The organism is Streptomyces sp. NPDC059564 (assembly GCF_042735575.1).
In the GTDB taxonomy this organism is placed as follows: domain Bacteria; phylum Actinomycetota; class Actinomycetes; order Streptomycetales; family Streptomycetaceae; genus Streptomyces.
In genome coordinates this window covers 23,615-45,783 of the sequence record NZ_JBHWBP010000018.1, presented here as the reverse complement: position 1 = coordinate 45,783, position 22,169 = coordinate 23,615, and the positions used below count along the sequence as shown (strand labels likewise).

The 22,169-nt window shown below is 72.8% G+C and carries 20 protein-coding genes and 1 pseudogene; 7 read left to right on the top strand and 14 right to left on the bottom strand.

The annotated features are described in order from the left end of the window. Positions 1-113: pseudogene (locus tag ACFV0Q_RS06380) on the top strand (RdlA protein); the annotation flags it as partial. Between the two features lie 77 nt (positions 114-190). On the opposite strand, the gene ACFV0Q_RS06375 reads toward ACFV0Q_RS06380, so the two are convergent. Further along, positions 191-832: a vitamin K epoxide reductase family protein gene (locus tag ACFV0Q_RS06375; protein WP_385001291.1), complete on the bottom strand. Its 642-nt coding sequence runs from the start codon at positions 830-832 to the stop codon at positions 191-193. A gap of 192 nt (positions 833-1,024) precedes the next feature. Here ACFV0Q_RS06375 and ACFV0Q_RS06370 point away from each other — a divergent pair, with 192 nt between their 5' ends. After that, positions 1,025-1,801, top strand: coding sequence for a DUF6227 family protein (locus ACFV0Q_RS06370; RefSeq protein ID WP_385001288.1), 777 nt, complete (start codon positions 1,025-1,027; stop codon positions 1,799-1,801). Positions 1,802-1,860: 59 nt separating this feature from the next. Here ACFV0Q_RS06370 and pfkB read toward each other — a convergent pair whose 3' ends face one another. The 3 genes from pfkB to ACFV0Q_RS06355 form a co-directional block, all read right to left on the bottom strand. Continuing rightward, the gene (gene pfkB, locus ACFV0Q_RS06365; RefSeq protein ID WP_385001285.1) at positions 1,861-2,802 is read right to left on the bottom strand and encodes a 1-phosphofructokinase; all 942 of its coding nucleotides are present in this window, start codon (positions 2,800-2,802) and stop codon (positions 1,861-1,863) included. Then, positions 2,799-3,560, bottom strand: coding sequence for a DeoR/GlpR family DNA-binding transcription regulator (locus tag ACFV0Q_RS06360; protein ID WP_385001282.1), 762 nt, complete (start codon positions 3,558-3,560; stop codon positions 2,799-2,801). Before ACFV0Q_RS06360 ends, pfkB begins: the two co-directional genes overlap by 4 nt. Positions 3,561-3,694: 134 nt before the next feature. Beyond that, complete coding sequence (locus ACFV0Q_RS06355; protein WP_385001279.1) at positions 3,695-5,296, bottom strand: MFS transporter; 1,602 nt, start codon at positions 5,294-5,296, stop codon at positions 3,695-3,697. Between the two features lie 59 nt (positions 5,297-5,355). Here ACFV0Q_RS06355 and ACFV0Q_RS06350 point away from each other — a divergent pair, with 59 nt between their 5' ends. Next, complete coding sequence (locus ACFV0Q_RS06350) at positions 5,356-6,312, top strand: helix-turn-helix transcriptional regulator (RefSeq protein ID WP_385001294.1); 957 nt, start codon at positions 5,356-5,358, stop codon at positions 6,310-6,312. 83 nt (positions 6,313-6,395) lie between these two features. Here ACFV0Q_RS06350 and ACFV0Q_RS06345 read toward each other — a convergent pair whose 3' ends face one another. From ACFV0Q_RS06345 to ACFV0Q_RS06330, 4 genes are all read right to left on the bottom strand, one after another. Then, positions 6,396-7,373: an RNA polymerase sigma factor RpoD/SigA gene (locus tag ACFV0Q_RS06345; protein ID WP_385001276.1), complete on the bottom strand. Its 978-nt coding sequence runs from the start codon at positions 7,371-7,373 to the stop codon at positions 6,396-6,398. Between the two features lie 357 nt (positions 7,374-7,730). Then, positions 7,731-8,516 (bottom strand): dioxygenase, encoded by a 786-nt coding sequence (locus ACFV0Q_RS06340; RefSeq protein WP_385001273.1) that lies wholly within the window; start codon positions 8,514-8,516, stop codon positions 7,731-7,733. A gap of 130 nt (positions 8,517-8,646) precedes the next feature. Further along, positions 8,647-10,191, bottom strand: coding sequence for an MFS transporter (locus tag ACFV0Q_RS06335; RefSeq protein WP_385001270.1), 1,545 nt, complete (start codon positions 10,189-10,191; stop codon positions 8,647-8,649). Positions 10,192-10,304: 113 nt separating this feature from the next. Continuing rightward, positions 10,305-11,027 carry a TetR/AcrR family transcriptional regulator gene (locus tag ACFV0Q_RS06330; RefSeq protein WP_385001267.1) on the bottom strand — a complete coding sequence of 241 codons (723 nt, stop codon included), beginning with the start codon at positions 11,025-11,027 and terminating at the stop codon, positions 10,305-10,307. A gap of 269 nt (positions 11,028-11,296) precedes the next feature. Here ACFV0Q_RS06330 and ACFV0Q_RS06325 point away from each other — a divergent pair, with 269 nt between their 5' ends. Continuing rightward, positions 11,297-12,574: a M6 family metalloprotease domain-containing protein gene (locus tag ACFV0Q_RS06325; RefSeq protein WP_385001264.1), complete on the top strand. Its 1,278-nt coding sequence runs from the start codon at positions 11,297-11,299 to the stop codon at positions 12,572-12,574. A gap of 51 nt (positions 12,575-12,625) precedes the next feature. Then, positions 12,626-13,114, top strand: coding sequence for a RidA family protein (locus ACFV0Q_RS06320; RefSeq protein ID WP_385001261.1), 489 nt, complete (start codon positions 12,626-12,628; stop codon positions 13,112-13,114). Positions 13,115-13,124: 10 nt separating this feature from the next. Here the strand turns inward: ACFV0Q_RS06320 and ACFV0Q_RS06315 are convergent, their stop codons facing one another. Continuing rightward, complete coding sequence (locus ACFV0Q_RS06315; protein ID WP_385001258.1) at positions 13,125-13,601, bottom strand: hypothetical protein; 477 nt, start codon at positions 13,599-13,601, stop codon at positions 13,125-13,127. A gap of 80 nt (positions 13,602-13,681) precedes the next feature. Between ACFV0Q_RS06315 and ACFV0Q_RS06310 the strand changes: the two genes are divergently transcribed. Next, entirely contained in the window at positions 13,682-15,373 is a 1,692-nt protein-coding gene (locus ACFV0Q_RS06310; protein ID WP_385001255.1) for a hypothetical protein, read from the top strand. Here ACFV0Q_RS06310 and ACFV0Q_RS06305 read toward each other — a convergent pair. Continuing rightward, positions 15,305-17,479, bottom strand: coding sequence for a tetratricopeptide repeat protein (locus ACFV0Q_RS06305; protein WP_385001252.1), 2,175 nt, complete (start codon positions 17,477-17,479; stop codon positions 15,305-15,307). The two genes, ACFV0Q_RS06310 and ACFV0Q_RS06305, sit on opposite strands and share 69 nt — an antisense overlap. A gap of 210 nt (positions 17,480-17,689) precedes the next feature. Here ACFV0Q_RS06305 and ACFV0Q_RS06300 point away from each other — a divergent pair, with 210 nt between their 5' ends. After that, a complete protein-coding gene (locus tag ACFV0Q_RS06300) occupies positions 17,690-18,652 on the top strand; it encodes an endonuclease/exonuclease/phosphatase family protein (RefSeq protein WP_385001249.1) in 963 nt (320 codons plus the stop codon). A 12-nt stretch (positions 18,653-18,664) separates the two neighbouring features. Here the strand turns inward: ACFV0Q_RS06300 and ACFV0Q_RS06295 are convergent, their stop codons facing one another. The 4 genes from ACFV0Q_RS06295 to ACFV0Q_RS06280 form a co-directional block, all read right to left on the bottom strand. Beyond that, a complete protein-coding gene (locus ACFV0Q_RS06295) occupies positions 18,665-18,910 on the bottom strand; it encodes a hypothetical protein (protein WP_385001246.1) in 246 nt (81 codons plus the stop codon). Between the two features lie 179 nt (positions 18,911-19,089). Next, positions 19,090-20,313, bottom strand: a complete 1,224-nt coding sequence (locus ACFV0Q_RS06290; protein ID WP_385001243.1) for a cytochrome P450 — start codon at positions 20,311-20,313, stop codon at positions 19,090-19,092. Between the two features lie 49 nt (positions 20,314-20,362). Beyond that, the gene (locus tag ACFV0Q_RS06285) at positions 20,363-21,121 is read right to left on the bottom strand and encodes a class I SAM-dependent methyltransferase (protein ID WP_385001240.1); all 759 of its coding nucleotides are present in this window, start codon (positions 21,119-21,121) and stop codon (positions 20,363-20,365) included. 63 nt (positions 21,122-21,184) lie between these two features. After that, positions 21,185-22,162 (bottom strand): hypothetical protein, encoded by a 978-nt coding sequence (locus ACFV0Q_RS06280; RefSeq protein ID WP_385001237.1) that lies wholly within the window; start codon positions 22,160-22,162, stop codon positions 21,185-21,187. Positions 22,163-22,169: the final 7 nt, after the last annotated feature.

Genomic DNA, 22,169 nt, shown 5'->3' with positions numbered 1-22,169 from the left:
CGCAGAACCAGCAGTGCACCGAGAACTCCACCCAGGCCAAGGGCGACGAGCCGCTCTCGCACATCCTGGACAACATCCCGGTCCTGTCCGGCAACGCCTCCGTCGGCAGCTGATCTCCCGCTCCCCCGAGCGACGAGGGCCCCGGCAGCCTCCGGCCGCCGGGGCCCTCGCACGTCCGCGGGCGGCCCGCTCAGCCCGTCCAGAAATCCCACCACCGGGTCAGGACCAGCATCGCGATCACGCCGGTGTGCACGGCGGGCGGGGCCCAGGCGAAATCGGTGAAGAAGGTCCGCAGCGGGCCGGGGGCGGGCAGGACTCCGGTGCGGACGTTGTGCGCCGTGACCGCCCAGAACATCACCAGCGTCGCCACCCAGGCCAGGGAGCACCACAGGCAGAGGGCGTTGATCTCGTAGAGCGACTGGACCATCAGCCAGGCGCAGAAGCCCGTGCCGAAGAGGGTGCCGGCGTTCAGACCCAGCCAGAACCAGCCCCGGTGGCGGGCCCCGGCCAGCAGGCCCGCGCCCACGCAGACGACGACGGCGTAGCCGACCAGCCCGAGCATGGGATTGGGGAAGCCGAAGACGGCGGCCTGCTCGCTCTTCATGACGCTGCCGCAGGAGACCACGGGGTTGAGGCTGCAGGCGGGCTTGAAGTCCGGGTCCTCCAGCAGGAGGAACTTGTCCAGGGTGATCACCCAGGAGGCCAGCAGTCCGGCGGCCCCGGTGACCACCAGCAGCCAGGCCAGCCCCCTGGAAGGGGCGGCCGGTTCGTCCTCGGGCCGGGTGCGGGGGCCGCCCTGCTGCCGGGGGACGCCCACTGTATTGGTTGCCATGCGGCCCATACTCCCCCGCACCGGCACAGACCCGGGCCAACCATGCGCAGACCCCAGCAAGTTGACCTGAAGGGGTGGCGGGAACCCCTGATACTTCCCGGACGTTTTACCGAACCCCGGACGTGATGTCAGAGCCAGGGGCTACGTTGTGCTTCCGCGAAGTGACAAGCTGCGACGGCCTGGAGACCCACCTTGAGCGATCCGTACGAGACAACCGAGGCGCACCTCGAGCGACTCCTGGGCCGCGCCCTCAACTCCTTCGACCTGCCCGACCACTTGGTGGAGCGCCTCGGCACCGCGCTCGCCCACAGTTCTTCGCTGTACACCACGCACCACAGCCCCTCGGCCGGGCTGTGGCGGGAGACCCACCGGCACACGTACCTGCTGTCCGACGGCGGCTCGGAGTCGCTCTGGGAGCTGGCCTACCGGCTGAAGGGCGACCGGAGCACGCGGTGCGAGGTCTACGCGAGCAAGAGCGGGCTCCGGCTGGCGGTGGCCCGGATCTTCGGCGAGGTGCCGACGGACGCCGCGCTGGAGCCGCTGTTCGGGGAGGGCGAGGGGGAGAGCGGGGCCGAGAGCGATCTGGCGGTCCTCGGCGCCCTGTTCGCGGCTTCGGGCCCGCAGCGGCGGCACCGCGAGTACACGGTGGAGCAGTCCGCCGACCACGCCCGCCGGGTGCTGCGCCGCGCGGAGAACGCCGACCGCCCCGGGGAGGGGATGGCGACGCTGCTGCGCTCGGCGTACGCGCACCAGATCACCCAGGCGTTCGGCGGCCGGCAGTGCCTGGCCGACGGCCGGGACGCCGGATTCAGCCTGTACGAGCACTCGTTCGTGCTGCTCGACGGAACCGAGCTCAGCCTGTGGGAGGTCGAGCACACGGCGACGCCGGACGGGCGGCACATGTGCGAGGTCTACGAGAGCGAGGCCGCCGCGCGCGGGGCGATGGAACTGCGCACGCGGGTCCGCTAGTACGTCCGGTACGGCGGTACGGGCCGCCGGCGCGTCGGCCCCGGCGGCCCCGGCCGTGCTCAGGCCGTGGTCAGGGGCCGGTCCAGCGGCGGGTCGGCGGTGACCCGGACCTCGTCCGGGCGCAGGTCCGCGGGGGTCGGCATGACGCTGCCGGGCAGTTGTACGGCGGCCGCCCCGTGGGCCAGGGCGGAGGCGAGGGCGGCGGGGCCGGTGCCGCCCGCGATCAGGAATCCGGCCAGGGAGGCGTCGCCCGCGCCGACGTCGCTGCGGACCGTGGTGACGGGGGCGGTGCCGTGGAAGACGCCCTCCGGGGAGACCAGGAGCTGGCCGTCCGCGCCGAGGGAGGCCAGTACCGCGCCCGCGCCCCGGCCGATGAGTTCCTCGGCGGCCTTGACGGCGTCCCCGAGGCTGGCCAGGGGGCGGCCCACCGCCCCGGCGAGTTCCGCCGCGTTCGGCTTGATGACGTCCGGGCGGGCCCGCAGGGCGGCGAGCAGGGCCGGGCCGGAGGTGTCGAGGGCCACGCGGGCACCCGCCTCGCGCGCGTGGGCGACGAGTTCGGCGTACCACTCGGGCCGCAGGCCGGGAGGCAGGCTGCCGCAGCAGGCGATCCAGGCGGGGTCGCCCACGCAGGTGCGGACGGTGGCGAGGAGGAGGGCCGATTCCTCGGGCGAGAGCTCCGGACCCGCCGCGTTGATCTTCGTGAGGGTGCCGTCGGATTCCACGAGGGAGATGTTCGAGCGGGTCTGCCCGGCGATGGAGACGGCGGTGACGTCCACGCCCTGTGCGGCCAGGAGTTCGGCGAGCAGGGTGCCGGGAGAGCCGCCGAGCGGGAGGACGGCCGTGGTGCGGACGCCGGCCGCGGCGACGGCCCGCGAGACGTTGACCCCCTTGCCGCCGGGGTCGACCCGGTCGGCGGTGGCGCGGAGCACCCGGCCAGGATCCAGCGAGGGGACCTCGTAGGTCTGGTCGAGGGAGGGGTTGGGGGTGACGGTCAGGATCATACGAGCGCAACTTCCGTACCGGCGGCCTCGATCGCCGCCTTGTGGGCCGGGGCGAGCCCGGTGTCGGTGATGAGCAGGTCCACGTCCGCGAAGGAGCCGAAGCGGGCGAAGCGTTCCTGGCCGGCCTTGGCCGAGTCGGCGAGCAGCACCACGCGGCGGGCCGCGGCGATGGCGGCGCGTTTGACGGCGGCCTCGGCCAGGTCGGGGGTGGTCAGGCCGCCTTCGGCGGTGAAGCCGTTGGTGGCGAGGAAGAGCACGTCGGCGTGGATCTCGGCGTATGAGCGCAGCGCCCAGGCGTCGACGGCGGCGCGGGTGCGGTGCCGGACCCGGCCTCCGACCAGGTGGAGGTCGATGCCGGTGTGGTCGGTGAGGCGGGCGGCGACGGGCAGGGCGTGGGTGACCACGGTGAGCGCGGTCTCGACGGGGAGGGCGGCCGCGAGGCGGCCGACGGTGCTGCCCGCGTCGAGGATGACGCTGCCGCCGGCGGGGACTTCGGCGAGGGCGGCGGCCGCGATGCGGTCCTTCTCGTCGGCGGCGGTGGCCTCGCGGGCGGTGAGGTCGGGCTCGAAGCCGAGCCGGCCGGCGGGGACGGCGCCGCCGTGCACGCGGCGGAGCAGCCCGGAGCGGTCGAGGGCCGTCAGATCGCGGCGTACGGTCTCGGCGGTGACCTGGAAACGCTCGGCGAGGAGGACGACCTCGACCCGGCCGGCCTCGCGGGCGAGGCGGAGGATCTCCTGCTGGCGCTCGGGTGCGTACATGTGGGTTTACGTCCGTTCGATGCCCGTTTCCATGGGTTTCCCCTACCGTACGCCCGATTGCGGACAAAAACAAAGGAAAACGGACATGCCCGCCAAAGGAGGCGGGCATGTCCGTGAACCTGGGGAGCGAGCGGCTAGACGGCCGGGACCTTCTCCGGGGTCAGGTCGCCGGGCTCGGCCGCGCCCTCGGCGCCGCCCTCGCGCTCGGCCATCGGGACCTGCTTGCGCGGCAGCATGAACATCACCGCGAAGATCACGACGAGCACCGCCACGACCCACCACAGCGCGCTGCGGAAGGCCTCGACGTAGGGAGGGCCGAAGACCATGTCGTCGTCGATCATCCCGAAGAAGACCACCGAGGTCAGGCCGAGGCCGAGGGCGTTGCCCATCTGGCCGGTGGTGTTGATCAGGCCGGAGGCGGATCCGGCGTGCTCGCGCGGGACCTGGGAGAGCACGGTGTCGGTCAGCGGGGCCACGATCAGGCCCATGCCGACGCCCATGACGACCAGCGGGGCCGCCATCTGCCAGGAGGCGATGCCCATGCCGTAGTGGTCGGACTCCCAGATGTAGAGGAGCAGGCCCGCGGCCATGGTCAGCGCGCCGGCCTGGAGCACCTTGCGGCCGAAGCGCGGGACCAGCTTCTGGACCGAGATGCCCGCCGCCGCCGAGACGGCGATGGAGAAGGGGATGCCGGTGGTGCCGGCGCGCAGGGCGCTCCAGCCGAGGCCCATCTGCATGTACAGCGTCCAGACCAGGAAGAAGATCCCGGTCGCGATGCCGAAGGTGAGCTGGACGGCGATGCCGCCGGCGAAGCTCTTGACCTTGAAGAGGGAGAGCTCGACGAGCGGCGAGCCGTCCTTGCGGATCTTGTGGCGCTCGTAGGCGATGAAGGCGGCGAAGACGAACGGAGACGCGATCATGCAGACGAAGCCCCACAGCGGCCAGTCGTTCTCCCGGCCGTGGGTCAGCGGGAAGATCAGCATGACCAGGGCGAGGGTGGCGAGGACCACGCCGACCAGGTCGAGGCGCAGGGCCTTGGGGGCCTTGGACTCGCTGATGAACTTGCGGCCCAGGAGCACGCCGGCGATGCCGACGGGCAGGTTGATCAGGAAGATCGGGCGCCATTCGAGGCCGAAGACGTTCCACTCGGTGAGCAGGGCGCCGAGCATCGGGCCGGAGACGGCGCCGAGGCCGACGATCGCGCCGAACATGCCGAAGACCTTGCCGCGCTCGTGCGGCGGGAAGGTGACGTGGATGATCGACAGGACCTGCGGGACCATCATGGCCGCCATACCGCCCTGGAGGATGCGGGAGGCGACGAGCATGGAGGGGTCGGCGGCGATGCCGCAGAGCAGCGAGGCGGCCGTGAAGCCGGCGATGCCGATGAGGAAGAGGCGCTTGCGCCCGTAGATGTCACCGAGACGGCCACCCGTGATCAGGCCGGCGGCGAAGGCCAGGGCGTATCCGGCGGTGATCCACTGGATCGCGCTGGTGGAGGCGCCGAAGTCCTGGCGCATGCTGGGTATCGCGATGTTGACGATGGTGACGTCGACCAGGTCCATGAAGGCCGCGGTCATGACGATGGCGAGCGCCAGCCAGCGGCGGCGGTCCGCGGGGGCCTCGTGGGGGGCGTCGTGCGGGGCTGTCGCGTCCGGTGCTTCCGCGGGTGCGTTCCGCTCTTCTCGTACGGGCCCGTTCTTTCTTTCGGGCGATGTCTGGGACGTCTCGGTGCTCATGGAGAGAAACCTAGACGGGATGTAGGTCAATCGGTGTCCTATTTCCCTGGCAATCTTGAATCATGAACGACACCCCGGGCCGCCTGCTCACCCTGCTGTCCCTGCTCCAGACCCCGCGCGAGTGGCCGGGCAGCGAACTGGCCCAGCGGCTGCGGGTGAGCGCGCGGACGATCCGGCGGGACATCGACCGGCTCCGGGAGCTGGGGTACCCGGTGGAGGCCACGATGGGCGCGGAGGGCGGGTACCGGCTGGTGGCGGGCGCGGCGATGCCCCCGCTGCTGCTCGACGACGAGGAGGCGGTGGCCATCGCGGTGGGGCTGCGGGCGGGGGCCGGCCATGCCATCGAGGGGGTCGAGGAGGCCTCCGTACGGGCCCTCGCGAAGCTGGAACAGGTGCTTCCGTCCCGGCTGCGGCACCGGGTGGGGGCCCTGCAGTCGGCCACGGTCGCGGTGACGCGGGGCGACGGGGCGAGCGTGGACCCGCGCACGCTGACGGCGATGGCCGGGGCGGTGGCGGGTCCGGAGCGGCTGCGGTTCGCCTACCGGGCCCGGGACGGGGTGGACTCGCGGCGGCTGGTGGAGCCGTACCGGCTGGTGAGCACCGGGAGCCGCTGGTACCTGGTCGCGTACGACCTGGAGCGGGAGGACTGGCGCACCTTCCGGGTGGACCGGGTGAGCGAGCCGTTCGCGACGGGGGCCCGGTTCACGCCGAGGGAGCTGCCGATGGAGGCGGCCGAGTTCGTGCGGCGCGGGCTGCGGGGCGGGGAGACGTACCCGGTCGACGTGTCCTTCGCCGCGCCCGCGCGGGAGCTGCCGGGGTGGCTGCGCGAGGCGGCCGAGGCGGAGGAGGGCGGGTCCCGGGTGCGCTTCGAGAGCGGGGACTCCCCGGAGTGGGTGGCGGCGCGGCTGGCGCTGACGGGGCTGCCGTTCACGGTGCACGGGCCGGATTTCCTGGTGCGCAGCACGCGGACGCTGGCGGAGCGGCTGTCGGCGGGGGCGGGTGGCGCGGGGGCCTGAGGCGGGGCCGGACGCGAGGGAGCCCCGGCACCTGGGGGGGGTTAGGTGCCGGGGCTCGTACGGGGGGCTGGACGCGGGCCGGGTCAGGCCACGGCGTCGAAGCCGGTGTCGCGGGCCATGCGCTTCAGTTCGAGCAGTGCGTGCTTCTCGATCTGTCGAATCCTTTCACGGGTCAGGCCGTGCTGCTTGCCGACCTCCGTGAGGGTCCGTTCACGGCCGTCCTCGATGCCGTACCGCATCTTGATGATGGAGGCGGTGCGCTGGTCCAGCTTGCCGAGGAGGTCCTCCAGCTCCTCGCTGCGCAGCAGCGAGAGGACGGACTGCTCGGGGGAGATCGCGGAGGTGTCCTCCAGCAGGTCGCCGAACTGGGTGTCGCCGTCGTCGTCCACCGACATGTTCAGGCTGACCGGGTCGCGCGCCCAGTCCAGTACGTCGCCGACGCGCTTCTCCGTGGATTCGAGCTCGGCGGCGATCTCGGCGTGCTCCGGGTCGCGGCCGTTCTCCCGGTTGAACTCGCGCTGCACCCGGCGGATCCGGCCGAGCTCCTCGACCAGGTGGACGGGGAGGCGGATGGTGCGGGACTGGTCGGCGATGGAGCGGGTGATGGCCTGGCGGATCCACCACGTGGCGTACGTGGAGAACTTGAAGCCCTTGGCGTAGTCGAACTTCTCCACGGCGCGGACCAGGCCGGCGTTGCCCTCCTGGATGAGGTCGAGGAGGGGCAGCCCGCTGCGGGGGTAGCGGCGGGCGACGGCCACGACGAGGCGGAGGTTGGAGCGGATGAAGACTTCCTTGGCCCGCTCGCCCTCGGCGGCCAGGGCCTCCAGCTCCTCGCGCGCGGGGGTGTCCCCGTCACGCTCTATCGCATCGTCGAGGATCTGCTGGGCGTAGACGCCCGCCTCGATGATCTGCGAGAGCTCCACTTCCTTGGCGGCGTCGAGCAGCGGGGTGCGCGCGATCTCGTCCAGGTACATGCCGACCAGGTCGCGGTCTGCGATCTCCCCACCCGCGGCGCGGGCGCTGCTCGTGGACTGACGACGGGCGACGGCGCGGGTTGCCATGCGTGCTCCCTTGCGATGCGATGTGTCGGTCGCGGTGCGTCCCCGGACACTCTCCCGAGTGCCCGCTTCCGAAGGAAACAACGACCGGAATCGGGACAGAATTCCCACGCCGCCCGCTCTTTTTCGAGATCTTGCAGTATCCTGCCCCGCCATCCCCGCGCAGGGAGGCGTCGGCGCACCGCGAGAATCCGAAGAAGCGCAGGTCAGGCCCGGACCCGAGGCCCTGGCGGAGCCGACCGGGCGGCCGGGCGGCGTGACTGCCGTCACACACCCTGCGACCGCGTTCCCACCCTGAAGACGGGGCCCGCCGGCTTCTGGTTGCCTGGACTGGCGATCGAACGCCGAATTCGTGACAAATCAGCCGAACTGGAGGCTGCGCTTCGAGAGGCCCATCCAGAAGCCGTCCACCGGGGTGCGCTGGGCGGGCAGGTCCGCTCCGGCGGCGCCGAGGGTGACGAAGAGCGGGGCGAAGTGCTCCGTACGGGGGTGGGCGAGGCGGCCCGCCGGGGACTTGGACTCGAAGTCGAGCAGGGCGTCGACGTCGGAGGCGGCCAGGGCCTCGCGGCCCCACGCGTCGAACTCCGCCGACCAGCCGGGGACGCCGGGGCCGGTGTGCCGCAGGGCGGCCAGGTTGTGGGTGAAGAAGCCGCTGCCGACGATCAGGACGCCCTCGTCGCGCAGCGGGGCGAGCTTGCGGCCGATGTCCATGAGCCGGGCCGGGTCCAGGGTCGGCAGGGATATCTGGAGCACCGGTACGTCGGCCTCCGGGTACATCTCGACCAGGGGTACGTACGCGCCGTGGTCGAGGCCCCGGTCGGGGACGTCCTGGACGGGGACGCCGGGGGCCCGCAGCAGCTTGCGCACCGAGGCGGCGAGCGCGGGGGCGCCGGGGGCGTCGTAGTGGACCGCGTAGTAGTGCTCGGGGAAGCCCCAGAAGTCGTAGACGAGCGGGACGGGGTCGACGGCGCCGATGGCGAGCGGGGCCTCCTCCCAGTGGGCGGAGACCATCAGGATCGCGCGCGGCCGGGGCAGGTCCGCGGACCAGGCGGCGAGCTCGGCCGGCCAGAGCGGGTCGTCGGCGAGCGGCGGGGCGCCGTGGCTGAGGTACAGCGCCGGCATGCGGGTGGCGGCGTCAGAAGTCATCGGGGGCGCTCCTCGGGCATCGGTGCGGGGCCACGGCGTGCGGTGCGGGGCCACGCCACAAAGACTAACCCCGCTTCGTTCAAATTTGAACGAAGCGGGGCGATCAGTCATTCCCGTACCGGGACCCCCGTCAGTGGGCGATCACCGGGACCTTGAACTCGGCGTCCTCGGAGTCGGCGCCCGAGCCGGAGGCCACCGGGCCGCCGGAGCCGGGACGGCCGGTGTTGATCAGGGTGAACGCGATGGTCGCGCTGATCACCAGGATCCCGACGGCCCACCAGATCGCGGCGGAGTAGCCCTCCACCATGGCCTGCGCCTGGATCAGCTTCCCGGCCGCTCCGCCCGCCGCGGCCTGCGCCGCGTGGTCGGTCAGGAACGCGGTGGTCGCCGAGGCGGCGATGGTGTTCAGCAGGGCGGTGCCGATCGCGCCGCCCACCTGCTGCGAGGTGTTGACCATGGCCGAGGCCACGCCGGCGTCGGCCGGGTTCACCCCGTACGTGGCCAGCGACATGGCCGGCATGAACGCGGTGCCCATGCCGAGGCCCAGCAGCAGCTGCGCCGGCAGGATCAGCGCCGGGTACGAGGACCCGACCTCCAGCTGGGTCAGCAGCAGCATGCCGGTGGCGGCGAGCAGGAAGCCCGGGCCCATCAGCAGCCGCGGCGGGACGCGGGTCATCAGGCGGGCGCCGATCTGGGTGGAGCCCGTGATCATGCCCGCGATCATCGGCAGGAACGCGAAGCCGGTCTTGACCGGCGAGAAGCCCTTGACGACCTGGAGGTAGTAGGTGAGGAAGAGGAACAGGCCGAACATCGAGATGACGGCGAGGCCGAGCGAGAGGTAGACGCCGCCGCGGTTGCGCTCCAGCAGCACGCGCAGCGGCAGCAGCGGGGACTTCACCTTGGACTCGACGGCCACGAAGGCCAGCAGCAGCACGGCGGAGGCGATGAACAGGGTCACGGTGACCGCGTCCGACCAGCCCGCGGACTCGGCGCGGGTGAACCCGTAGACGAGCGAGACCAGGCCGAGGGTGGAGAGGATCACGCCCGGGATGTCGAGGCGGGCGCTGTTGCGCGAGCCGGCCGGCTCGCGGATGACCATCCAGGCACCCACGGCCGCGACGATCGCGAACGGGATGTTGACGAAGAACGTCCAGCGCCAGTTCAGGTACTCGGTCAGGAAGCCGCCGAGGATCAGGCCGACGGCGCCGCCGCCGCCCGCGATGGCACCGTAGATGCCGAAGGCCTTGGCGCGCTCCTTGGCGTCGGTGAAGCTGACGGCCAGCAGGGAGAGCGCGGCCGGGGCGAGCAGCGCGCCGAAGGCACCCTGGAGGGCGCGGGCGCCCAGCATCATCGCCTCGCCGTTCGCGGCGCCGCCCAGCGCGGAGGCCAGGGCGAAGCCGACGAGACCGACGATGAAGGCGTTCTTACGGCCCCACTTGTCGGCGATGCGCCCGCCGAAGAGCAGCAGTCCGCCGAAGGCCAGCGCGTACGCGGTGATGACCCACTGGCGGTTGCCGTCCGAGATGCCGAGGTCGGTCTGGGCGGAGGGGAGCGCGATGTTCACGATGGTCGCGTCGAGGACGACCATCAGCTGCGCCAGGGCTATGAAGACCAGGGCTTTCCAGCGACTGGGATCGGCGGCAGCCGGCGCGGGAGCCGCGGCTGTTTTTGACATGGGGGTACCCACTTCACTGTGCGGAATGACTGAAACAAGCCGAGATGGACTGCAATGAACTGCAATGAACTGAATTGTTCGGTGCAGAAGCTATGGGGTTCCGGGTGGTCGCGTCACATGGTTTTACGCCTCAGGTCCTGCAACGTGGCGGCCTCGCCGGGCAGTTCGGAGCGGGCCGGGGCCCGCAGCCCGTCGAGGAAGAGCTGGAGGTGGCGGTGGACGAAGCGGTCCATGCCCAGGCAGTGCGTCCCCGGCAGGGGGCGGCTGAGCTGGGACAGGGCGACCATCAGGTCGCCCACGCCGATGTCGGTGCGCAGCAGTCCGTCGCGCTGGCCGGTGGCGACCAGCGTCTCCACGGCCGCGTCGAGTGCGCCGCTGGCGGCGAGGAGTTCGGGATGCTCGTGATCGAAGTCGCCGGCGAGCATGGGGCACAGGGCGCCGATCCGCTCGTCGGCGGCGGCGTGCGTGAAGCGGCAGAGCGCCGCGAAGGCGTCCGGCTCCTCGGCGAGGGAGTCCTCGGCCAGGGCGGTGACCCGGTCCATCACGTAGAGGACCACGTGGTGGACGAGGGCGGCCCGGTCGGGGAAGTGCCGGTAGAGGGTGGCGTTGCCGACGCCGGCCCGGCGGGCGATCTCGTCGAGCGGGGCCTCCGCACCGAACTCCACCAGCATCTCGCGGGCCGCCACCAGGATCCGCTCCCGGTTGCGCACCGCGTCGGCGCGCGGCTTCGGGACCCGGCCCGGTCCGCCGGCGGCGCAGGCGGCCGAGGTCGCGGAGCCCGTGATGTCCACGGTCGCCTCGGGGGCGGCCGCCGACGTGTGGGCGGGGCTCTTCATCCGGGGCCTCCCTGGGGCTGGGACTCGTACGGCTCACCCGGCGCCCGCCAAACGGGGAGCCGGTCCCCGCTTTGCGGGACTCACGTACAAACGGGGATTGCGTCCCCGGTTATTTCACTCTTGAGTGTGACCCGCATCACATAGGAATATGTGGTGTTTCATCCCGTTTGGACGCTTCCGACGCGCGGGGGCGCCGGAGCCGTCGGAGGGTGAGCCCACAGAGCGCAGTCCGGACCCGGCCGGCTGCCGCGGACCCGAAGGCGATCTCCATGCCGCAGACCCGCCACCGGATACGCAGACCCTGCCGCACCGGCGCGTACATCGGCCTGACGGCCCTGGCCCTGGGCGTCACCGCCACCGCCAGCACCGGCATATCCGGGCGCGGCCACTCGGCGGCCGGACCGGTCGCGACCAGCGCGGAATCCGTCCTGGCACCCTGCCGGATCGCCGGGACCATGGGCGTCCAGATGTCGGAGGGCCTGCCGACGCCGCCCGGGTACTCGCGCTCGACCGGCGAGGTGCGCGCGCTGAACCTGATGATCGACTTCCCGGACGCCAAAGGAGAGGGCTCGGCACTGGACCGGCTGGCGGAGTTCTTCCCCCAGACCTCGGACTGGTTCCGCACCAGCTCCTACGGGCGGCTCACCTACCGGGCCGAGGCTCCGATACGGAACTGGCTGCGGATGCCGATGCCCTTCGCGGCGTACGGGATCGAGCGCGGGTCCGCGTACGAGCCGGGTTACCGCCAGCTCGTCGAGCACATCGCGAAGGCCGCCGACGCCGAGGTGGACTTCAGCCGCTACGACCTGATCAACATCCTGGTCACCCCGAACGCCGGGCCGTCCGCCCTGGACACCGTCCTGTCGGTGACGTTCTCCGGCAACGGGGAGGCGCCGATGGCCGACGGGGTGCCGCTGGCGAACACGTCCTTCGTCTACAGCCGGCAGGACGACGGCTCCGGCTCCTACCGGGAGACCGGCTACCGGGTGCTCCCGCACGAGAACGGGCACGTCTTCGGGCTGCCCGACCTCTACACCCCGGACGGGGGCGGCGCGGTCGGCCACTGGGACATCATGAGCGAGGACTGGGGAGCCAACAACGACCTCCTCGGCTGGCACAAGTGGAAGCTGGGCTGGCTCGACAGTGCGCAGATCAGCTGCGCGTCGAAGTCGGGGGTCAGTGACCACGTCCTGTCGCCGCTGGCGGTGGAGGGCGGCACGAAGCTGGCGTTCATCCCCCTGTCGGAGAGTGCCGGGTACGCGGTGGAGGTCCGCACCCCGGCCGGGAACGACGAGGCCGTCTGCAAGCCCGGGGTGCTCGTCTACAAGGTGGACTCCGACGTGGACACCGGGCGCGGGCCGGTCACCGTCGCGGACAGTCTGAGCGGGAGCGGCGGCTGCACCCGGCGGCCGAACGTGCACGCGGAGCTGTCGGACGCGCCGTTCCGGCCGGGCGAGACCTTCACCGACGCGAAGGCCGGGATCGGCGTGTCGGTGGTGGGCGAGCTGCCCGACGGGAGGTACCAGGTGCGGGTCACGCGGCCTTGAGGGGGGCGGGGGGGGAACACCATTGATCCGCTTCGTATGGAGGAGCCCGTTGTGACCGCGACCCCCACCACCCCCGAAGAGCGCCTGGCCGCCGCCGGGCTGGAGCTGCCCCCGGCTCCCGCTCCCGTCGCCGTGTACGTACCGGCGGTCGTCAGCGGGCACTACGTCCATACCTCCGGCCAGCTGCCCATGGTGGACGGCGCGCTGGCGGTGACCGGGAAGGTCGGGGCCGAGGTGAGCGCGGAGCAGGCCAAGGAGCTGGCGCAGCGGTGCGCGCTGAACGCGCTGGCCGCCGTCGCGTCGGTGGCCGGGGACCTGTCCGCCGTCAAACGGGTGGTGAAGGTGGTCGGCTTCGTGGCGAGCGACCCCGACTTCACCGGGCAGCCGGGCGTGGTCAACGGTGCGAGCGAGCTGCTGGGCACGGCCTTCGGCGACGCCGGCATCCATGCGCGGAGCGCGGTCGGGGTGGCGGTGCTGCCGCTGGACGCGCCGGTGGAGGTGGAGATCACCGTGGAGCTGCACACCCCGATGGGGGTGTGAGCGGGCGCGGTTACGCGGGCGGGGTCGGGGGCGCCTGCGGGGGCTTCGGGCCCTGGTTGAGGGTGAAATTGCTGATCCCACCGCTCTGGATCACCGGGTCGTAGTACGTGCCACCGTTGATGGTGTTGTTGATGACCGTCCCCGCGGGCTGGCGCCAGCCCGGGTTCACGTCGTCGAGCAGTTCGGCGAGTTCCCGCGCCGCCGACTCGTCCCGCTGGAGCACCGCGCGGAGCCGCTCCCGCCAGGTCTCCTCGACCTGTGCGGCGGCGGCTTCGTCCCCGTCGGCGCGGGCCATCAGCAGTTCGGCGCGGGAGGCGCGCAGTTCGAGCGCGGTCGCCGCCTCGTTCGCGGCCGGCTCCCCGTCCGCTCCGTCGCTCCCCCGCCCGAGGAGGCGGGCGAACCGCCCGCTCGCGTACGTCCACGCGTCGGAGGCCATGAGTCCGACCACCGTGGTCGCACCCGCCGTTACCAGTGCCGCGACATCCATGGCGTCCACGCTAGCCGTAGGCTGACGGCGGCGTGGGCGGATCGGCACAACGGGTGGATCCCGGACGGGCGGGAGGCCTGATGCGGACGGAGCGCGGGCTTCCGGCGGGGCGGTGGCTGACGGTGCCGGCCGACCGGACCGTGCTGGGCGTCATCCACAACGTCACCTCCGCGACGCGGCTGCTCGACGTGCTCGCCGTCTTCGAGGGGGACCCCCGGGTGCGGGTGGTGTTCACGTGCACCAGGTCCTCCGCGATCGAGCAGGGGGTCGCCGAGTTCGTCAGCGAGAACGGGCTGTTCTTCGTCCCCTGGGAAAAGGCGATTGCGGAGGAATTCGATCTCGCCGTGAGTACCAGCCGGGGTGGAGATCTGCACGATATCCACGCACCGCTCATTGGAACTCCGCACGGCGCCGGATACAATAAAAAGCTCAGCAGGAATCCGGAATCCGGAATCCGGAATCCGGAATCCGGGGAAGGGGCGGGGGCGGGGGGCGGGGCTTTCGGGCTGTCGGGTGAGTGGTTGTTGCACGAAGGCCGGGTGGTGCCGGACTCCATCGTCCTCTCCCACGAGGAACAGCTGGCCCGCCTGGGCCGGGACTGCCCCGAGGCCCTCCCGTACGCGCACGTGCTCGGTGATCCCTGCGCGGATCAGCTCGACGCCTCCGCGCCTTTCCGTGCGGAATACCGCGCGGCCCTCGGAATCCGGCCGGAGCAGAAACTCCTCCTGATCACCTCCACCTGGGGCGCCGATTCCGTCCTGGGGTCCTCTTTCGACGTGGTGCGGCGCGCCCTGGCCGAATTGCCGTACGACGAATTCCGGGTGCTGGCCGCCGTGCACCCGAATGCCTGGTACGGCCACGGTGGCTGGCAGATCCGGACCTGGCTGGAGCCCTGCCTGCGGGCCGGGCTGCTGCTGCCGCCGCCCGCCGGGGACACCTGGAAGGCCGCGCTGTGCGCCGCCGACGCCTTCGTCGGGGACCACGGCTCGCTCTCCCTGTACGCCGCCGCGCGTGGGCTGCCCGGGCTGCTGGCCGGGTTCGGCGAGGACACCGTCGCCCCGGGTTCGGCCATGGCCTGGCTCGGGGAGCGGCTGCCCCGGCTGGACCCCCTCGCGCCGCTGGCCGGGCAGCTCGCCGCCGCCGTGCCGGTGCCCGGGGCGGCGGAGCGGGTGAGCTCGCGGCCCGGGCGGTCGGCGGCCCTGCTGCGGGCCCTGTGCTACCGGCGGCTGGGGCTGCCCGAGCCGCCGTCCGCCTGCGTGCCGCGTCCGGTGGTGGTGCCCGGCGGGGGTGGGACGGCCTCCGGCCCGGCCGGGCCGCCGCTGTACGTGGACGCCGCCGTCTCGGGGCGGGCGGTGGAGCTGCGCCGCTACCCCGCCGAGCCGCAGGGGCGGGGCACCGCGCACCTGGGGCCCGACCCGCACGCGGTGGCGGACGCGGCGGAGCCCGACCCGCGGTGGCGGGGGCGGGCCGACGTGCTGCTGGCCCGGGCGGGGGCGGATCCGGCGGAGCTGCTGGCCCGCCATCCGGGGTGCGCGGTGGTGGCGGGGCCGGGGGGCCGTCTGGTGCTGCGGGACGGGCGGGAGTTCGGGGTGTCGGGGCGGGGCGGGGTGGAGCCCGCTTTGGCCGGGTCGGCGTTGCTGGCGTTGCTCGGCGCGGGGGCCGAGCCGGAGGGGGAGGTCGCCCTGCGGGTCGGGGGCGTGGTGTCAGCCCTGCGGTTCACCCGGCTCGGGGTCGGTGGGGGCGTCGTCTCCGGCCGAGGGGGTGCGGGCTAGCCGGATGCGGGCTTCCTCGGCCCTGATGCTGCCGAGGCGTTCGTACCGGTCGAGGGCGTGTCGCCAGTCCGACCGGGCGGCTGCCGGGTCGTCCAGGGCCAGCCGCACGTCTCCTCGTACGAGAAGGGCGTCGGCCTCGTTGACGGTCGGGCCCGGCTCGGCGAAGGCCGCGAGGGCCTCCTCCAGCGGGGCCCGCGCCTCCTCGGGCCGCCCCGCCGCGAGGTGGGCGGCGGCCAGGCGGAGCCGGGTCTTGGCCGCGTTGCCGGTGTCCGGCCGTTCGAGCGCCAGGAACCGGCGCAGCGCCTCCAGCAGGTGGGCGACCGCTTCCCCGTGGCGTCCGGCGGCGCTGGCGGCGTTGCCCCGGTGGTACTCCAGCAGGGCGTGGCCGCGCGGGTGTTCCACGTCGCCGAGGGCGGTGCGGGCCCGTCCGTACAGCTCCAGGGCCGCGAGGGGGTCGCCGGACCGGGCCGCGAGCTGGCCGAGGCCCTCCAGGGCGGAGGACTCGGTGCGGGCGTGCCCGATGCGGCGGGCGCTCTCGCGGGCCTTGTCGTACTGTTCGCGGGCTTCGGCGAGGTCCTCCGCCGAGCCCCGGTCGGCGAGGGCGAAGGCCAGCTCGAAGTGGGCGCGGGCCAGGGCCAGTCCGTCGCCGGTGCGGCCCGCGGCCTCGACGGCGGGGCGGACGATGTCGATCCACAGGCTGTGGTGGCCGCGGGCGAAGAACAGTCCGTGCACGGCCTCGGCGAGCTGGACGAGCGCGGCGGGATCGGTCACCGCGCACTGCCGGGCGAGGGCGGCGAGGTTGTGCCGGTCGGGTTCCAGGGCCTGGACGGCGGCTGCCTTGTCCCCCTTGAACACCGGCTCCAGCAGCTCCGGTTCGGCGAACAGCGGGCCGTGGTGCCAGCGCCCGGTCAGGGTGTGTTCGGCGGCCGCGGCGCGCCGCAGGTACCAGTCGGTGATCAGCGGGGCGAAGGCGGCGGACTCGTCGGGTGCGCCGGGTCCGTCGGGTCCGTCGGGTCCGTCGGGTCCGTCGGGTCCGTCGGGTCCGTCGGGTCCGTCGGCACCGAGCGTACGGGCGTGGCCGTGGAGGGCGCCGTTGAGGCGGGAGCGGCCGGGGGCGCTGCGTTCGAGGAGGCCGGCCGCGTGCAGGGCGGGCAGCGCGCCGGGGGCGAGGGCGTCGAGGAGGGCGTCGGCGAACTCCGGCCCGGGGTGCGCCCCGAGGAGCCGCAGTCCGCGCCGGGCGGCCGGGTCGAGGGACGCGTACGCGAGGTCGAGGGACACTCCGATCACCTCCAGGACCGAGGAGCGCTCGGCGATGCGGGCGGCGAGCGCCTCGACCCCGCCGGACAGCGGGTCGGCGGCCTGCGCGGCGGCGATCCGCACCACCAGCGGCAGCCCGGCCGAGGCCCGGATCACGGCCCCGAAGGCCTCTCCGAACGCCTCCTCGGCGGCGGCCGCCTCGGCCCCCGCGACGGTGCGGAACAGTTCGGCGCAGGCCTCCTCGGTGAGCTCCTCCACCCCGAGCCGTACGGGCAACCGGTCGGGGGCGAGGGCGCTCAGGCGGAACCTGCTGGTCAGGACGACCATGCTCGCGGGGTGGCCGGGCAGCAGCCGGGCCACGTCGGCGGCGCGGGCGACGCCGTCGAGGACGACGAGGGCGGGTGCGGCGGCGGTGAGCCCACGGAAGCGCGCCGCCAGTTCCCCTTCGGTGGAGGGGAGTTCGGCGCGCGGGGCGCCGGTCATGCCGATGAACGACTCCAGTACGGCTGCGGGTTGGGGGGTGGCGCCGATCCCGTCGGGGCTCAGCTCGGCGTAGAACGCCCCGCCGGGGAACTCCCCTTGGCGCAGGCGGGCCCAGTGCAGGGCGAGGCCGGTCTTGCCGACCCAGGGCGTCCCGTGGAGCAGCACGAGCAGCGGTGTGGCGCGGTCGTGGCGGGTGGCGAGCAGCTCGTCCAGACGGGCGCGGAGCCCGTCGCGGTCGACGAAGCCGTCGGGACCGTGGGGCAGCATCCGTGGTACCTGCGGGGCGCGCGGGGCCATGGCGCCATACTGCTGCACGACGGTGCCGTAGAAGGTGCCACCGGAGATGCTGTTGCTGACCGTGTCCACGCGGCGCAGTGTTCCACCCGGCCCCACCCGGAAGGCACCGCTCCAGCCCATTCCGGCCAAAACCCGCCCCTGGCCGTCCTTGTCGGCCTCCGTCGGCCTCCGACCGGGCCCCCGTCGGCCTCGGCCCGGTGTCGGCCCGGTGTTGGCCCGGCCTCGGCCCGGCCTCGGCCCGGCGAGAACCGTGGGGCGCGCGGGCGCGTCCTGGGCTGCGTGATCTCGCGCCCCCGCCTCCCGGCCTCCGTCGTCGGCCGTCTTCCGCGCGGGTGGGTCACCGCGGTCCTCGCGGGGGCGGCCGCCCTGGTGATGGTGCTGCATCCGTGGATCCCGGGCGGGGCCGCGAGCGGGCACGCGCGGAGCCTCGTACAGACCTTCCTGCCGTGGACCGGCCTCCTGGTGCCGGCGCTGCTGGCGGCCGCCCTGCTACGGCGGTCCCGGCTCGCGCTCGCCGCCGTGCTGCTGCCCGCGCTCGTGTGGGGCCTGCTCTACGGGGCCACCCTGGCCGGGGACCGGGGCCGCGGCGGCCCGGCCGACCTGACCGTCGTCACCCACAACGTGGACGACGCCAACCCCGACCCGGCGGGCACGGCCCGCGCCGTCGCGGCGTCGGGCGCGCAGCTGATCGCGCTGGAGGAGCTGACGGACCCCGCGACGGGCGCGTACGAGGGGGCGCTGGCCGCGAGCCATCCGTACCACGTGGTGCGGGGCACGGTCGGGCTGTGGAGCACCTTCCCGTTGCGCGAGGCGGTCGCGGAGCCGATCGTGCCGTGGCGGCTGGTGCTGCGCGCGACCGCCGACACGCCGCGGGGTCCGGTCACCGTCTACGTCGCCCACCTGCCCTCGGTCCGGCTGGGCACGGCCGGTTTCGCCACCGGGCGGCGCGACGGGGCCGCCCGCAACCTCGCCGCCGTGCTGCGGGCGGGCCCAAACGGGCGGACGCTGCTGATGGGGGACTTCAACGGCACCACGGACGACGACGCGCTGGCCGGGGTGACGAACCGTTTCACCTCCGCCCAGGCGGCGGCGGGCGCGGGCTTCGGCTTCAGCTGGCCGGCGGTGTTCCCGATGGCCCGGATCGACCAGATCCTGGTGCGGGACCTGACGCCGGTCTCGGCGTGGTCGCTCCCGCCCACCGCGAGCGACCACCTGCCGGTCGCCGCGTCGCTGCGGTTCTGACGCTGCCGCCGCTCAGGGTGACGGCGGGGGCGGCGGGGCGGAGGGCGGCGGCCACGAGTAGTCGTACGACTGCTGCGGCCACGGCGTGGCCTTCGGCGGCGCGAAGGGGCCGGCGCGGTTGGCCATGAGGATCAGCATGGTCCCGGTGAAGAGCAGGCTGAGGACGATCAGCGTCAGCCCGACGGGATTCCTCGGGTTGTAGTAGTACCGGTTCGCGCCCCACTTGCTGCGCTTGAAGACCGGCTCGTCGTCGCTCACGGCCCGCCCCCGTCTCATTGCCCCTGCCCGTTCGTCGCCGCCGCGGGTGCCGCACGCGGTCCCCCCACTGCGGCATCCGGGCGGCGGCGCCGGACCCCCCTGCGCCACCGATCCTGCCCCTCCGGCCCGCGCCTCCGCATTTCCGGAACCCGGCAGACTTGCGGCCCCCTCGATGCCGGTCAGTCGCCGGGCGGACCGACGGTCACCGGCAGCTCCCGGAGGGCGTGGAACCGGAAGGTCGTCGTCCACCGGAGGTCCCCGGCCGGGGACGCCAGCCGGATCCCGGGGAGCGAGCGCAGCAGGGCGCCGAGGGCGAGGGTGACCTGCATCCGGGCCAGGGGCGCGCCGAGGCAGTAGTGGAGGCCGTGTCCGAGGGCGAGGTGGCCCTGGTCGGCCCGGGCGATGTCGAAACGGTCCGGGTCGGCGTAGCGGGCGGGGTCGCGGTGGGCGGAGGCCAGCGAGAACAGCACCGTGTCGCCCGCGGGGATCCGTACGCCGCCGATCTCGACCGGCTCGGTCGGGAAGCGGCGGATGGCGGTGTGGTTGGGGTGGGAGTGACGGAGGAGCTCCTCGACGGCCGCGGGCAGCAGTCCGGGGTCCGCGCGCAGGGCGGCCAGCTGGTCGGGGTGGGTGAGGAGGGTGAGCAGGCCGCCGCTGATGAGGTGCTGCACGTTCTCGCTGCCGGCCATGAGGATGAGGAAGGCGAGGGAGACGAGTTCGTTCTCGCTGAGCCGGTCGTCCTCGTCGCGCGCGGCGATCAGGCCGGAGAGGACGTCGTCGCCGGGGGCGGCGCGGCGCTCGGCGACGAGCTCGACGAGGTAGCGGTGGATCTCCCCGATCGCGGCGGCGAGTTCCTCGCGTCCGGTCGGCGCGAGCATGGTGGCGACCCAGCCGGAGAAACGTCCCTGCTGCGCTTCCGGCACGGCGAGCAGATCCCCGATGACCTTGAGCGGAAGGGGTCTTGCGCACTCCGCGACCACATCACCCGACCCATCGGCGGCGATCCGCTCCTCCAGCCGGCCGACGAACCCCTCGACCGCCTCCTGGACGCCCTTGCGCATCCCCTCGACGTGCCGGGGCGTGAACCCCTGGGCCACCAGCCGGCGCAGCCGCAGGTGGTCCTCGGCATCGATGTTCAGCAGGTTCGCGTCCAGCGCGGGCGGCAGCGAGAACCCCTTGAAGCCGGTACCGGAGTGACGCTTGTTGACGGAGAACCGCGCATCGGCCAACCCCCGCCGCACATCGGCCTCATGGGTCACCAGCCACACCGGCGCCCCGTCGGGCAACGCCACCCGGTGCACGGACCCCGCCGCCCGCAGTCGCGCGTAGACGGCGTACGGATCGGCCTGAAAGGCCTCCCCGAACGGCTGGGACAAAACGGCTGCCTCGGCGGTGTGACTCATGGATTCCCCCCCACACTGTGCCGCGACCCGTTCAGTAGCCGGGCCCCGGTCAGCTGGCCACGATACGTCGGCCGACGAGGACGATGTGCTCCGATTCGGGTGTGAACGCGGCGCCCCGAGCGTTGCTGTGCACCTCCTCGACATCCAGTCCGAACCTCTTGAACAGGGCGACGAGCTCGTGAAGCGCGTACATGCGCACCACCAGCTCACCGCCGTCCCGCACCGTGTCGCCCGACAGGTAGCGGAACCTCAGGGTGCGGCGGCTGGTCAGAAGGTCGACGGAACGCTCCTTGAGGATCTCCACGCCTTCCGGAGTGCGCTCCAGGGTGACATCGCCTTGCAGCATGCCGGGCGCGTCACGGTGCAGTACCTCGAGAACGAACACGCCTCCGGGCACCAGAGCGCGGCTCACCCGCCGCAGGACCTCTGCGTTGCCGTCCTCGTCGTGGTAACCGAAGGACGTGAACATGCTCACGATCCCATCGAAGCTTTCCTCGTCCGCCAGTTCGAGGAAGGAACCCTGGCGCCACGCAATCGAGAGTTCCGCCGCCTCGGCACGCTCCTCGGCGGTCCGCAGGTAGTCACCGTTGATGTCCAGCCCGGTGACGGTGGCCCCTCGGGCCCGCAGCGCGATCGACAGGCGCCCTCGCCCGCAGCCGAGGTCCAGCACCCGCGGTGCCGGGGTGAGCCGTTCCAGGATCCATTCGGCTTCGCGTCCCGCGCGCTCGATCTTCGTGTCAAGTTTGGCAGCACCAAACTGGGAACCGAAGAACGTCTCCTCGGCTGTCTTCGCCTGGGAGGTGTTCATGATGGAATCATTCCCTTCTCTCTGCCCTTGCGGGGGAATCCGCGAACAGGACATGGGTGACTGTTACAGCAGCAGGCCGTGCCGCAGCAGGTCCTTTCGCACGGCGCGCAGATCTGGCACGGAAAGGCCGAGAGGCACCCCGAGCGAACTGTCCAGGGCTGCGGCCGCGCCGAGATATCCGTCTTCGTCACGTCCGGCGGCCAACCCCCAGAGCAGCGCGACGTGCGGCTCGACGACGAACTGCTTGGCCCTTTCGTGGTTGAGGAGCACGCCCTCGCTGAGCCGGACCGGGAGGAAGTCGGGGTGGCAGCGCACCGGTTGCGGCGACACGCCCCAGTGGTTCCACCGACGGCCGTCGGCCGCTTCCCAACCGAGGACCTGGGCCGCTGTCAGGCACCTCTGGAGCAGGGCGATGAAATCCCTGTGCCCCGTCTCCGGGCGCTTGGCCCATTCCCCCCGCATCATCGTGCGGAACACCGCCAGCGGGAACTGGTCCGGGAGCGATCGGTGCAGCTGTCGGAACACCCACTTGCGCCCCAGGTAGATGTCGCCGGCCGCCGCGGCGACCGCCTTGCCCGCCGCCGTCATCAGTGAGGTGCCGATCAGAACGGCGGAGTCGAGATCCCCGTCGGTGAAGGCGCCGGTGAAGTCCTCCAGATGCGCGTTCGCCTCCATGGCCCATCGGGAGATGACGAGTTGGCGCAACCGGTCCGCGCCGACGTCCAGCCGCCCCCGGAGACGGGCCAACTGCGCCGAGTCACACAGCACTTCGGCGTACGAAAGACGGACGACGAAGTCGAGGTCGTTCTCGGCGATGCTCAGTGCCGACAGGTCGCCGAGCGAAGTCCGCCACGTGGTGGCCTCCTCAAGACACCGTCGAGCCTCGCTGGTCCGGTGGTACTCGACATCGATCCTTTGGCCATCGACCAGAAGCTGCCGGGCTCCTGTCTCCCTTTCGGCATCGTCCGCGACCAGTACATAGATGTCGGCGTCACTCGTCGCGTTCCCCAAGCCGGCCGAAAGGCTGCCGGCCAGGTACACGGAGTCC

Excerpts from the sequence above, each read along its gene's own strand:
- ACFV0Q_RS06375 (WP_385001291.1), bottom strand. The coding sequence starts at position 832 with ATGGCAACCAATACAGTGGGCGTCCCCCGGCAGCAGGGCGGCCCCCGC.
- pfkB (WP_385001285.1), bottom strand. The coding sequence starts at position 2,802 with ATGATCCTGACCGTCACCCCCAACCCCTCCCTCGACCAGACCTACGAG.
- ACFV0Q_RS06360 (WP_385001282.1), bottom strand. The coding sequence starts at position 3,560 with ATGTACGCACCCGAGCGCCAGCAGGAGATCCTCCGCCTCGCCCGCGAG.
- ACFV0Q_RS06355 (WP_385001279.1), bottom strand. The coding sequence starts at position 5,296 with ATGAGCACCGAGACGTCCCAGACATCGCCCGAAAGAAAGAACGGGCCC.
- ACFV0Q_RS06345 (WP_385001276.1), bottom strand. The coding sequence starts at position 7,373 with ATGGCAACCCGCGCCGTCGCCCGTCGTCAGTCCACGAGCAGCGCCCGC.
- ACFV0Q_RS06340 (WP_385001273.1), bottom strand. The coding sequence starts at position 8,516 with ATGACTTCTGACGCCGCCACCCGCATGCCGGCGCTGTACCTCAGCCAC.
- ACFV0Q_RS06335 (WP_385001270.1), bottom strand. The coding sequence starts at position 10,191 with ATGTCAAAAACAGCCGCGGCTCCCGCGCCGGCTGCCGCCGATCCCAGT.
- ACFV0Q_RS06330 (WP_385001267.1), bottom strand. The coding sequence starts at position 11,027 with ATGAAGAGCCCCGCCCACACGTCGGCGGCCGCCCCCGAGGCGACCGTG.
- ACFV0Q_RS06325 (WP_385001264.1), top strand. The coding sequence starts at position 11,297 with ATGCCGCAGACCCGCCACCGGATACGCAGACCCTGCCGCACCGGCGCG.
- ACFV0Q_RS06315 (WP_385001258.1), bottom strand. The coding sequence starts at position 13,601 with ATGGATGTCGCGGCACTGGTAACGGCGGGTGCGACCACGGTGGTCGGA.
- ACFV0Q_RS06310 (WP_385001255.1), top strand. The coding sequence starts at position 13,682 with ATGCGGACGGAGCGCGGGCTTCCGGCGGGGCGGTGGCTGACGGTGCCG.
- ACFV0Q_RS06290 (WP_385001243.1), bottom strand. The coding sequence starts at position 20,313 with ATGAGTCACACCGCCGAGGCAGCCGTTTTGTCCCAGCCGTTCGGGGAG.
- ACFV0Q_RS06285 (WP_385001240.1), bottom strand. The coding sequence starts at position 21,121 with ATGAACACCTCCCAGGCGAAGACAGCCGAGGAGACGTTCTTCGGTTCC.